The organism is Nocardioides sp., from assembly GCF_031422975.1.
Lineage (GTDB): Bacteria > Actinomycetota > Actinomycetes > Propionibacteriales > Nocardioidaceae > Nocardioides.
In genome coordinates this window covers 1-10,734 of the sequence record NZ_JANPEO010000584.1, presented here as the reverse complement: position 1 = coordinate 10,734, position 10,734 = coordinate 1, and the positions used below count along the sequence as shown (strand labels likewise).

Sequence of the window (10,734 nt, the reverse complement as noted above, 5' to 3'; positions counted from 1 at the left end):
GACCTCGTCGCCTGAGCGCTCTGGGGTCTCCCGGGCCGCGGCCGCGGGCCGAGATAGGGGGCGACGCGCTCAGTAGCCCCCAGCACGTTGCCCCCCAGGGGGGAGGCGACCCCCCACAGCCGGGCGCTCTCGGCCGTCTTGCGCGCGTCGCGCTCGACGATGTCCCCCAGGGCCGCGTCGATCGCGGCGAGGGCGTCGGCGTCGAGCTTCACACCGGCGGCCTTGACGTTGTCGGTGACCTGCTCGGGCCGCGACGCACCGACCAGGGCGGACGCGACGTTCTCGTTCTGCAGCACCCATGCCACCGCGAGCTGAGCCATCGTCAGGCCGGCCTCGTCGGCGATCGGCTTGAGCGCCTGGACCCGGGTCAGCACGTCGTCGCGCATGAAGCGGCCGATCATGTCGGCGCCGCCCTTGTCGTCGGTGGCGCGCGAGCCCTCGGGAAGCGGCTGGCCGGGGACGTACTTGCCCGTCAGCACACCCTGCGCGATGGGGCTCCACACGATCTGCGAGACCCCGAGCTCGACACACGTGGGGACGACCTCGTCCTCGATGACGCGCCAGAGCATGGAGTACTGCGGCTGGTTGGAGATCAGCTGCACGTTGAGCTCACGCGCGAGCTCAACGCCGGCACGGATCTGCTCGGCGGTCCACTCCGAGACGCCGATGTAGAGCGCCTTGCCCTGGCGTACGACGTCGGCGAAGGCCTGCATCGTCTCCTCGAGGGGGGTCTCGGTGTCGAAGCGGTGGGCCTGGTAGAGGTCGACGTAGTCGGTCTGGAGCCGCTGCAGCGACCCGTTGATGGACTCCAGGATGTGTTTGCGCGAGAGGCCGGTGTCGTTCTTGCCCTTGGGGCCGGTGGGCCAGTAGACCTTCGTGAAGATCTCCAGCGACTCGCGTCGTTCGCCCTTCAGCGCCTCGCCGAGCACGGTCTCCGCCGCGGTGTTGGCGTAGGCGTCGGCGGTGTCGAAGGTCGAGATGCCTTCGTCGAGAGCCGCGCGCACGCACTGGGCGGCGATCTCGTTCTCCACCTGCGAGCCGTGGGTCAGCCAGTTGCCGTAGGTGATCTCGGAGATCTTGAGTCCGCTGTTGCCGAGGTATCGAAAGTCCATGGCCCAAAGGTACGTCGCGGGCCCGCGGCTACCCTCGCCACCATGAGCAGACGTGAGCTGTCCGGTGCCCGGATCGCGGTGGTCGGTGCGAGTGGCGCGCTCGGGTCGCTGGTGGCACGCGAGCTCGCGGGCCGGGGCGCCCGGCTGCTGCTGGTCGGCCGGGACCGCGGACGGCTGGCGGCGCTCGGCATCGACGCACCCGTCGTCGTGGCCGAGGTGGGCGACGCCACCGCGGGTGACACGATCGCCGATGCCGCGCGCGCGGCGTACGGCGGGCTCGACGGGCTCCTCAACGCCGCCGGGGTCGTCGCCTTCGGACCTCTCCTCGACACCCCCGACGAGGTCATCGAGGAGCTGTTCTTGACCAACGTGGTGGGGCCGCTGTTCCTCGTGCGCCGGCTCCTTCCGCTGCTGGAGGAGTCGCAGGGTTTCGTCCTGCAGATCAGTGCCGTGGTCGCCGAGCGGGCGCTGCCGGGGATGACGGCCTACTCCGCCAGCAAGGCCGCCCTCAGCGCCGTGGCGACGGCGCTGCGCACGGAGCTCCGCCGCTCGCGCGTGGCCGTGCATGACGTCCGTCCTCCACACACCGAGACCGGGCTGGCCACCCGTCCGCTGACCGGGCAGGCGCCCCGACTGCCGCAGGGTCTGGCTCCCGAGGCCGTCGCGCGCCGGATCGTGGAGGCGATCGAGGCCGGGGAGCTCGACCTCGGCGCCGACGCCTTCGGGTGACGCCTTCGGGTGACGCTGCACCGACGCGCGGACGTCGGATCACATTGCCCGCGCGGCGCCGGTCGGTGCCACACTTGGCCCGGGAGGTCGGATGAGCGGGCACACGCCGGAGCACGGCTACCACCGCGACGCGAACGACTGGGACGAGCGCTACGGCGAGGACCAGATGTGGAGCGGGCATCCCAACGAGCAGCTCGTCGTCGAAGCCAGCGACCTGTCGGCCGGTACGGCGCTGGACGTGGGCTGCGGCGAGGGTGCCGACGCGATCTGGCTGGCCGAGCGGGGCTGGCGCGTCACCGGCATCGACGTGTCGGCGCGGGCGCTCGGCCGCGCGGCGCGGGCCGCGGAGGTGGCCGGGGCCGAGGTGGACTGGCGGACGGTCGCGCTGGCGGACCTGCCGGACGCGTCGGCGTACGACCTGGTGATCGCCTTCTATCCCGCCCTGCTCCGGGGCGACGGGGCGATCATCGAGGCCCTGCTCGGCTTCGTGGCACCGGGCGGCATGCTGCTCGTCGTGCACCACGCCTCGGTGGATCGCGAGCGGGCTCGCGAGCACGGCTTCGACCCCGACGACTACGTCCGGCACCAGGACCTGATCGACACCCTCGCCGGGCGTGACGGCTGGAGGATCGAGGTGGCCGAGGAGCGGGGTCGTACGGCGCCCGAGGGACCCGGCGCCCACCACCACGCCGACTGCGTGCTGCGAGTCCGACGCGCCTGAGGCGCCAGTGCGCGCACGGCTCCCCACGTCCCGCGTGTCGCGGTGGAACGTAGGCTCGCGTCACGCTGACCACCGGCCGAGGAGGCCCCTTGTCCCGCACCACCACCCGCATCCGGACGATCCTGCCCAGCTCGGGTCGCACTGCCCTCGGCGCGACGATCGCCGGCGGACTGCTCACCGGACTGTCCGCTGCCCCCGAACGGGTGGGCCGGTTGTTCCGCCGCCGCTATCCGATCGTCGCCGTGACCGGGATGACCGGCGTCGGAAAGTCTCACCTGGCCGACCGGCTCTCTCGGCGTGCCTCCGGCAACCGTGTGACCGAGGTCGGCTCGGCGGTGATGGAACGCCGCACCCGCCGCTCGGCTCGACTGCACGGCTTCCGCTTCCTGGTGGTCCCGGGAGACAACGCCGCCACCCGGCTGGGCGCGCTCGACGAGGTCTTCCACGACGAGCCGGTCGACGGCGTGATCCACGTCGTCGCCAACGGCCACGCCACCCCGCGGCGGACGGCCGGCACCACCGGCACGGCGAGCGCCACCCGCGAGGAACAGCTCGCCGTCGAGCTCGAGGACTGGGCGATCACCTCGCACCGGATCGCGTCGATGGCCGTCCGCCGCGACCGTCCGGTCTGGCTCGTGATCGCGGTGACCAAGACCGACCTGTACGCCGATGAGCTGGACGCCGTCGTCGACTACTACTCGCCGGGGAGCGGCTCGCCGTTCGGTGACAAGCTCGACGAGCTGCGGGCGCTGGCCGGGGGCGCCAAGCTCTCGGTGGACGTGCTGCCGGTGAGCAGCCAGGGTGGCGACCGCACGTCCGCCATCTCGGCCAAGCAGGCGAGCGCGATGGTCGATGCGCTGGCCACCAGGCTGGCGCAGCTCAGCGGGCACGTCTGAGGCTGACGTCTGCGTGGCGCTACCGAACAGTACGGCGGGAGATCTCGTCATGAGCCAGCCCGACTGTTCGGTAGCGCGGAGTCGGGGCGTCGTCATACGGGACCTGCAGCACGCCCAGCACCTCCGCGGCCAGTCCCGCGGTCATGACAGAGGGCGATCAAGTGGTCCAGCAACCGCCGTGGGCCGGAGTCGTCTCGGGCGGTGAGCGGGTCGTGCCACGAGGCTCGGATTCGCGGACAGAGGCCAGCAGACGCCGATCGGGTCGCGGTTTGTGACACCCGCGACCCGATCGGCGTTCGGAGATCAGCCCTGCAGGTCGAACCGGTCGAGCTCCATCACCTTCACCCACGCGGCGACGAAGTCGCGCACGAACGTCTCCTGCGCGTCGTCGCTGGCGTAGACCTCGGCGACCGCGCGCAGCTCGGAGTTGGACGCGAAGACCAGGTCGGCACGTGTGCCGGTCCAGGCCCGGCCGCCCGTGCTGCTCTCGAACCGGTCGTTGGAGCCGGCCGGGCTCCAGACCGTGCCGAGGTCGAGCAGGTTGACGAAGAAGTCGTTCGTCAGCTGCCCGGGACGCTCGGTCAGCACGCCGTCGGTGGACGCGGCCGTGTTGGCACCCAGCACGCGCAGGCCGCCGACCAGGACCGTCAGCTCGGGAGCGCTGAGGTTGAGGAGGTTGGCCTTGTCGACGAGGAGGTACTCCGCCGGCAGCTTGGCGTCGGAGCGCACGTAGTTGCGGAAGCCGTCGGCCTTGGGCTCGAGCCAGGCGAACGACTCGACGTCGGTCTGCTCCTGGGTCGCGTCGCCGCGACCCGGGGTGAACGGCACCTCGACGGTGACGCCCGCCGCGGCCGCCGCCTGCTCGACGCCGACGTTGCCCGCCAGCACCACGGTGTCGGCGAAGGTGATGTCCGCGCCGGCGGCAATGCCCTCGAGCACGCCGACGGCACCCGCGAGCTGCTTCGGGTCGTTGACCTCCCAGCTGCGCTGGGGCTCGAGGCGGATCCGACCGCCGTTGGCGCCGCCACGCTTGTCGGAGCCGCGGAACGACGACGCGGCCGCCCAGGCGGTCGAGACGAGCTGGCTCACCGTCAGGCCGGCGTCGGCGATCTGCTGCTTGACCGACGCGATCGTCTCGGCGGACGCGGTGTGCGACGGCGCCGGGATCGGGTCCTGCCAGAGCAGCTCCTCGGTCGGGACCTCCGGACCGACGTAGCGGCTGACCGGACCCATGTCGCGGTGGGTCAGCTTGAACCACGCCCGCGCGAACGCGTCGGCGAACTGGTCCGGGTTCTCGAGGAAGCGGCGCGAGATCTCCTCGTAGGCAGGGTCCATCCGCAGCGACAGGTCGGTCGTCAGCATGGTCGGCTTGCGCTTCGCGCCGCCCTCGTCCGGGGCGGGGATGATCGCCTCGGCGTCCTTGGCGACCCACTGGGAGGCACCGGCGGGGCTCTTGGAGAGCTCCCACTCGTGGCCGAACAGGATCTCGAAGAAGCGGTTGCTCCACTCGGTCGGACGGTCGGACCAGGTCACCTCGAGGCCCGAGGTGATGGCGTCCTTGCCGACGCCGGAGTTGTACTTGCTGAGCCAGCCGAGACCGCCGGTCTCGATGGGGGCTGCCTCGGGCTCCGGGCCGACATTGGCCTCGGGGTCGGCGGCACCGTGGGTCTTGCCGAAGGTGTGGCCGCCGGCGATCAGGGCGACGGTCTCCTCGTCGTTCATCGCCATCCGGCTGAACGTGTCGCGGATGTCGTGGGCCGCGGCGATCGGGTCGGGGTTGCCCTCCGGGCCCTCGGGGTTGACGTAGATCAGGCCCATCTGGACCGCCGCGAGCGGGTTGTCGAGCTCGCGGTCGCCCTGGTAGCGCTGCTGTCCGCCCTTGTCGCCACCGAGCCACTCGGTCTCGGGGCCCCAGTAGACGTCGTCGTCCGGCTCCCAGGCGTCGACGCGACCGCCGGCGAAGCCGAACGTCTTGAACCCCATCGACTCCAGCGCGACGTTGCCGGTGAGGATCATCAGGTCGGCCCACGAGAGCGCGTTGCCGTACTTCTTCTTCACCGGCCACAGCAGGCGGCGGGCCTTGTCGAGGTTGCCGTTGTCGGGCCAGGAGTTGAGCGGCGCGAAGCGCTGCTGGCCGGTGCCGCCACCACCGCGGCCGTCCTGGACGCGGTAGGTGCCGGCGCTGTGCCAGGCCATCCGGATCATCAGCGGGCCGTAGTGACCGAAGTCGGCGGGCCACCAGTCCTGGCTCTGCGTCAGCACCGACGTGATGTCGGCCTTCACGGCGCCCAGGTCGAGCGTCTCGAACGCGGCGGCGTAGTCGAAGTCCGCGCCGAGCGGGTTCAGCACCGGCTGGTTCTTGGCAAGGATCTTGAGGTTGAGCCGCTCGGGCCACCACGCACTGTTGGCGTCTCCCTGCGTGGGGTGCGCCAATCCGTCGTGCAGCACCGGGCACTGGCCGGCCGGTGCGTCCTGGTTCATCTCGCCGACCTCGGCGTTGGCCTGGGTCTTGTCCGCGGTGTCGAGCGACTCGGCGGAGTCGTTGGGCAGGTCGTCAGGCATGGGGTTCCCTTTCAATCGGTGCTGGCAGTGGAGGGTGCGGTGGTGCAGGCGGGGCAGATGCCCCAATAGGTGACTTCCGCCTCGTCGATGACGAAGCCGTGTGTGTCGGAGGCGTCGAGGCAGGGCGCGCTGCCGACGACGCAGTCGATGTCGGCCACCGCGCCACAGGCCCGGCACACCACGTGGTGGTGGTTGTCGCCGACCCGCAGCTCGTAGCGCGCGACCGAGCCGGCCGGCTGGATGCGGCGCACGAGCCCCGTCCGGGTCAGCGCGTCGAGGACGTCGTAGACGGCCTGGTGCGACACCGACTCGAGCTCGGTGCGTACGGCGCCGAGCACCGTCGCAGTGTCGGCGTGCGGGCTGGTCGCGACGGCGCGCAGGACCGCCAGTCGTGGCTGGGTGACTCGCAGGCCGGTAGCTCGCAGGAGGTCTTCGGCGGCAGGCATCGGCACGGAGTTCACCCTCCCGGCTTTTCTTGAATTAATCAAGTAAATGGTGGGGCCGGATTCGCCGGTTGTCACCGTGCCGGCCCGATCGGCTCCACCCGATTTGGGGATGACGCCGGGCCTGGCCAGGCGCTAGCGTTCGAGGCAGCGTCCGCGGCCGCGCCGGGCCCGTCACGCCCATGGAGTCTGGAGGCGCGATGCAGAAGCGGGCCAGAGGTCTCGCGGTCGCCGCCTGTGCCCTCCTAATTGGCCTCGTCGGCGTCGCGCCTGCGGCCACGCCGCCCGCTCACGCGGCCTGGCCGGGCCTCGATGGCATGATCTCCTTCGTCGGTGGTTCGGGTGGGTTCTCCCCCGACCACCAGATCTACGTGGTCAACCCGGACGGCTCCGGACGCCACCGGCTGACCAACGTCGGCGGCAACGGCATCTTCCGGCCCGAGTGGTCACCCGACGGCAACCGGCTCCTGGCGTGGGAGCAGCCGGGGTTCGGCGGCTCCGGGACGACGGTGATCCTCGACAGCGACGGCAGTGGGCGCACACCCATCTCGAGCGAGGCGATCAAGGCGTCGTGGTCACGCGACGGAGCAAAGGTCGTGTTCGTCGCGCTGAGCGGTGCGGTCGAACAGGTCGTGAGCATTGCTGCGAACGGCACCGGGCGGGTCCAGCTGACGAACATCCCGACGTTCAAGTGGATCGCTAGGTGGTCGCCTCAGGACGACCGGATCGCCTTCGGCTCGTCACACAACACGTCCTCGTCGGATCCGGACGACCTGAGCGGAGGAATCTCGCTCATCGACGCCGGTGGCCACCGGGTGAAGGTCGTTGACATCAATGGCTTCGTTAACGAGCTGGACTGGTCCCCGGACGGTACGAAGATCGCGTTCATCGCCCAGCCGTGCAGCCTGGTGCCGCCCGACCCGTCGCTCGACTGTGTCGGCGGCTTCGGCGGCCCGGGCCCGGAGTTCTTCGCGAACATCTACGTCGTCACGGTTGCCACCGGGGCCGTCGTCCCCCTCACCCAGGACCGCAGGTCCTGGACGAGCGTGGCCTGGTCGCCCGACGGTTCGAGGCTGGCCGCGACCGTGAACGTGGGTGCAGGCGGCGACCCGGCCGTCGTGACGCTGCCCGCAAGTGGTGGCATGCCCACGACGGTGATCGAGCCGGGCGAGCGTGGCGTCTGCACCGACCTCGGGTGCGCGCCCGTCCCCGAGGTCGTGGCGTCCGTCGACTGGCAGCCCTGCGTGGTCGGGACCACCTCCTGCAGAGCAGTGACGTCGGCCGACGTGTCCACCCAGCTGGACGGACCGGCCACCGGTGCGCCCCTCGAGGATCTGGCCTACACCACGCAACTCGGCAACAGCGGCCCCGACGCGGCCCCCGGGTCCACCCTGAGGCTCGAGTGGTCGGCAGGGAGCTTCCAGTCGGTGGAGGCGCAGATGCCCTGCACCCTCGGCTCGGGCACGCTCACCTGTTCCGCGGGGACGACTGCCCGAGACGTCGCACGTCAGGTGACGCTGCACCTCAGAGCGCCCTCCGCGCCCGGAACAGTCCACGTCACCGCACGTGCCGCCACCGCGGCCTTCGACGCCGTGCCGGGCAACGACGCCAGCAGCACCGACACCGTCGTGAGCAACCCGCCTGCGCCGACGCCCACCACGACACCCACCCTTCCTCCCACCCTTCCTCCCACCCTTCCTCCCACCTCTCCTCCCACCACGACACCCACCACGACCACGTCCTCGGTGCCGGCGGAATCGGCCGGAGCACCGGCTCGGATGAGGGCACCCACGCTTCTCGCCCGGGGCACGGAGGTGATCGTCAGATGGAAGGGCGCGGGCGCCAACGGCAGCCCGATCACGGGCTACCTCGTCGACATCAGCCGTGGGAGGGACCGGACGAGACCCGGCTCTGCGCGCAGGGCCGTCTTCAAGCGCCTCGAGCCCGGCCGCTACACGTTCCGTGTCGCGGCCACCAACGGCGTCGGCACCTCCCCCTACAGTGCCCGGGCCAGGATCCGCATCGAGCGATGACCCCGGCGGTCTCACCCGACCTCACCTTCCGGCGCGCCTGAGCCGTGCGGCACGCTTCTCCCATGACGTCGACGGGTGAACGCATCGCCGCCTGGCTCGAGGGCCTGGGCCTCGACCCGCACCTGGCCGCAGCCGGACTGCCGACGTTCGAGCGCGATGAGCACGGTCGTGCCGTATGGAGCGACCCGGCCACCGGCGAACGGCTGACCGGGGACCAGCTCGAGGCCCTCGATGCGCTCCTGCACGCCGAGGGCGACGACCCGGCGTTCGCCGTACCCGTCTCTCTCGTCCAGGTCGCCCGGCAGGCGCGGCTGCGCGGTGAGTTGCTGGCCAGCGCGTGGTTCACCTACGAGACACTGGCCGCGCTGCGGGGGACGTCGATCGACGCGGCCCGCTTCATGATCCACAAGACCGGGTCCCTGCACCGGCTGCTGGTCGTCTCCGACGAGGGACGGGTGCTCGTGCCCGCCTTCCAGATCACCTCCGACGGTGACCCGAGACCGGATCTCGCGCCGGTGCTGGAGCCCCTGCTGGCCGCCGGCATGGATCCGTGGAGAGCGTGGATCTGGCTGACCCAGCCCGCAGCGCTGCTCGGCGGGCTCGTGCCCGAGCAGGCTGCCGCCGATCCCGGAGCCGCCGCTCTCGTGGCGCGCGCCGCCGCGCGCCTCGCCGAGCGGGTGACCGACTCGTCCTGAGCTTCAGTCGTCCGGGGCTGGATGGACGCGGGCCCGGTGGTCGTCGGCCAGGTGGGTCGCCTCGACGAGCAGGTCGCCGAGTGCGCTGACGGGCAGGGCCTGCGAGGTTCCGGCGAGCGCCGTCAGGAGCGCCCGCTCGACGCCGCCCGCGTCGAGCGCAGGGTTCTCGGCGGACAGCGAACCCACCGACGTGCGGTCGAACGGCTGTCCGAGATGGCCGTAGATCTCGGTCAGCACCGACCGGAGCTCTGTCTCATCCCCCACCACGACGAGCGACGAGAAGAGCCACGCCTGGCGCAGGATGCGTTGCGCCGTACCGACGAGCTTGGTAACTCCCCGGGCGTTGACGCTGTGGGCTCCGGGGCAGTACTCACCCGGCACCGCCCCGAGCTGGGCCGCCACCCCGAGGGACCGCAGGGTGTCGACCAGCATCTGGCCGAACTCGACGAAGCGCGCGTCGTGCCCGCCGATGGGTTCCTTGTCGTGGCGCACGTGGTGCACCACCACCGACTGCTCCGTGTAGGCGACGGCGCGGCCGCCGGTCGCCCTGATCAGCGGCTCGAAGCCGGCGTCCCTGGCTGCTCGGACCGCGGCCGGGAATCCCGGCGACCGGGTCTCGCGCCGACCGAAGACGGCCGCGCGACCCGGCGGTTGGTAGACGTGCAGCGCCTCGAACGAGTCATCGCGGTCGGCCTGTCGTGCGAGCACGTGGCCGAGCGCGAGGTTGGTCGCCTCTCCTCCTGGAGAGGAGCCGACGTATGCGCGCATGGTCGGATCCTTGCAGTCCCCGCCTACCGGCCAACGACTCCCTGCTGGCACCTCGGTCCGCTGTGTGCCTCAGCCGGCGGCCAGCGCCTCGAGCATCACGTCCGGGTTGTCGCGGGCCGTGGCCATAGCCCGCCACTGGTCGGTGAAGATCGCGAGCAGCGTGCCGTCGGAGCGTTGAAGCACCTCGACCCCGCGACCGCCACGGAGGGCGAGCGCGCCCTCGGCGTCGGTGCGGCGAGCCACCTTGTAGTCGAGCGGCGAGAGCCGGATGGGCGAGTTGAACTCGTTGGACATGCGCTCCTGCACGACCTCGAACTGCATCGGCCCGACGGCGGCGAGCACCGGGCTCTGGTCCCCGCGGAGGTCCGAGCGCAGCACCTGGACCACGCCCTCCTGGTCGAGTTGCTCGATGCCGCGGCGGAACTGCTTGTAGCGGCCGATGTCGGTCGCTGACGCGGTCATGAAGTGCTCCGGCGCGAAGGTCGGAACGGGCGGGAACTCGATCGGCTCGCCGGCGTACACCGTGTCACCCACGCGCAGCGCCTGGGCGTTGACGAAGCCGACGATGTCACCGGGGTAGGCGTGCTCGATCGAGGTGACCTCCCGACCGAAGACGGCCTGGGCGTACTTCGTCGCGAAGGGCCGACCGGTCGCGGCGTGCGTGACGACCATGCCGCGGTCGAAGGTCCCGGACACGATGCGGGCGTAGGCCATCCGGTCACGGTGCGCGGCGTTCATCCCGGACTGCACCTTGAACACGAAGGCACTGAAGTCG

9 protein-coding genes and 1 pseudogene are annotated in these 10,734 nt (G+C 71.3%); 5 read left to right on the top strand and 5 right to left on the bottom strand.

Annotated features, from left to right (window positions below; genetic code table 11):
• Nucleotides 1-1,112, bottom strand: a 1,112-nt coding sequence (locus tag RMO85_RS17450; protein WP_310529988.1) for an aldo/keto reductase family protein, incomplete at its 3' end; no start/stop codon positions are given.
• Between the two features lie 42 nt (nt 1,113-1,154).
• On the opposite strand from RMO85_RS17450, the gene RMO85_RS17445 reads away from it, so the two are divergent.
• The 3 genes from RMO85_RS17445 to RMO85_RS17435 all read left to right on the top strand — a co-directional run bounded on the left by RMO85_RS17445 (nt 1,155) and on the right by RMO85_RS17435 (nt 3,458).
• The gene (locus tag RMO85_RS17445) at nt 1,155-1,841 is read left to right on the top strand and encodes an SDR family NAD(P)-dependent oxidoreductase (protein WP_310529987.1); all 687 of its coding nucleotides are present in this window, start codon (nt 1,155-1,157) and stop codon (nt 1,839-1,841) included.
• 91 nt (nt 1,842-1,932) lie between these two features.
• Nucleotides 1,933-2,562 (top strand): methyltransferase domain-containing protein, encoded by a 630-nt coding sequence (locus RMO85_RS17440; RefSeq protein WP_310529986.1) that lies wholly within the window; start codon nt 1,933-1,935, stop codon nt 2,560-2,562.
• Between the two features lie 89 nt (nt 2,563-2,651).
• Nucleotides 2,652-3,458, top strand: a complete 807-nt coding sequence (locus RMO85_RS17435; protein ID WP_310529985.1) for a hypothetical protein — start codon at nt 2,652-2,654, stop codon at nt 3,456-3,458.
• A gap of 303 nt (nt 3,459-3,761) precedes the next feature.
• On the opposite strand, the gene katG is transcribed toward RMO85_RS17435, so the two are convergent.
• Nucleotides 3,762-6,020 carry a catalase/peroxidase HPI gene (gene katG, locus RMO85_RS17430; RefSeq protein ID WP_397204234.1) on the bottom strand — a complete coding sequence of 753 codons (2,259 nt, stop codon included), beginning with the start codon at nt 6,018-6,020 and terminating at the stop codon, nt 3,762-3,764.
• An 11-nt stretch (nt 6,021-6,031) separates the two neighbouring features.
• Nucleotides 6,032-6,466 (bottom strand): Fur family transcriptional regulator, encoded by a 435-nt coding sequence (locus RMO85_RS17425; RefSeq protein WP_310529989.1) that lies wholly within the window; start codon nt 6,464-6,466, stop codon nt 6,032-6,034.
• Nucleotides 6,467-6,645: 179 nt separating this feature from the next.
• Here RMO85_RS17425 and RMO85_RS17420 point away from each other — a divergent pair, with 179 nt between their 5' ends.
• A complete protein-coding gene (locus tag RMO85_RS17420) occupies nt 6,646-8,496 on the top strand; it encodes a fibronectin type III domain-containing protein (RefSeq protein ID WP_310529984.1) in 1,851 nt (616 codons plus the stop codon).
• 62 nt (nt 8,497-8,558) lie between these two features.
• Nucleotides 8,559-9,191, top strand: coding sequence for a hypothetical protein (locus RMO85_RS17415; RefSeq protein WP_310529983.1), 633 nt, complete (start codon nt 8,559-8,561; stop codon nt 9,189-9,191).
• A 3-nt stretch (nt 9,192-9,194) separates the two neighbouring features.
• Here the strand turns inward: RMO85_RS17415 and RMO85_RS17410 are convergent, their stop codons facing one another.
• Together RMO85_RS17410 and RMO85_RS17405 are read right to left on the bottom strand one after the other, a co-directional pair.
• Complete coding sequence (locus RMO85_RS17410; protein WP_310529982.1) at nt 9,195-9,959, bottom strand: lipoyl protein ligase domain-containing protein; 765 nt, start codon at nt 9,957-9,959, stop codon at nt 9,195-9,197.
• A 69-nt stretch (nt 9,960-10,028) separates the two neighbouring features.
• A pseudogene (locus RMO85_RS17405) lies at nt 10,029-10,734 on the bottom strand (peptide chain release factor 3); the annotation flags it as partial.

Coding starts and splice junctions, on each gene's coding strand:
- RMO85_RS17445 (WP_310529987.1), top strand. CDS start 1,155: ATGAGCAGACGTGAGCTGTCCGGTGCCCGGATCGCGGTGGTCGGTGCG.
- RMO85_RS17410 (WP_310529982.1), bottom strand. CDS start 9,959: ATGCGCGCATACGTCGGCTCCTCTCCAGGAGGAGAGGCGACCAACCTC.
- RMO85_RS17440 (WP_310529986.1), top strand. CDS start 1,933: ATGAGCGGGCACACGCCGGAGCACGGCTACCACCGCGACGCGAACGAC.
- RMO85_RS17415 (WP_310529983.1), top strand. CDS start 8,559: ATGACGTCGACGGGTGAACGCATCGCCGCCTGGCTCGAGGGCCTGGGC.
- RMO85_RS17420 (WP_310529984.1), top strand. CDS start 6,646: ATGGAGTCTGGAGGCGCGATGCAGAAGCGGGCCAGAGGTCTCGCGGTC.
- RMO85_RS17425 (WP_310529989.1), bottom strand. CDS start 6,466: ATGCCTGCCGCCGAAGACCTCCTGCGAGCTACCGGCCTGCGAGTCACC.
- katG (WP_397204234.1), bottom strand. CDS start 6,020: ATGCCTGACGACCTGCCCAACGACTCCGCCGAGTCGCTCGACACCGCG.